This is a genomic window from Blautia sp. DFI.9.10 (genome assembly GCF_024461705.1).
Taxonomy (GTDB): domain Bacteria; phylum Bacillota; class Clostridia; order Lachnospirales; family Lachnospiraceae; genus Blautia_A; species Blautia_A fusiformis.
Window position 1 is genome coordinate 1 of the sequence record NZ_JANGAA010000071.1, and the last position, 234, is coordinate 234.

A 234-nucleotide genomic window follows, 5' to 3' on the forward strand; every position below is an offset into this window, starting at 1 on the left:
TTGTTGTCCATGCCAAGAAGTATGCGTCCTCACGAACAACCTTGAAACGTTCGATCGCAGAGCGCTCTTTAACATTCTTGTAGGCCTGAGAAACCTCCTGTGCGGAAAGAGGAGTTCCGCAGCGTGGGCAATAAGGTACGATCTTAAAGCCTTTATAAAGAAGTCCTTTTTCCCAGATCTCTTTCAGCGCCCACCAGTCGGACTCGATGAAATTGTTGTCGTATGTTACATACG

Annotated in this window: 1 protein-coding gene; it reads right to left on the bottom strand. The window is 47.0% G+C overall.

Annotated elements, in window-relative coordinates:
- Nucleotides 1–234, bottom strand: a 234-nt coding sequence (locus NE671_RS15745; RefSeq protein WP_256164164.1) for a class I tRNA ligase family protein, incomplete at both ends; no start/stop codon positions are given.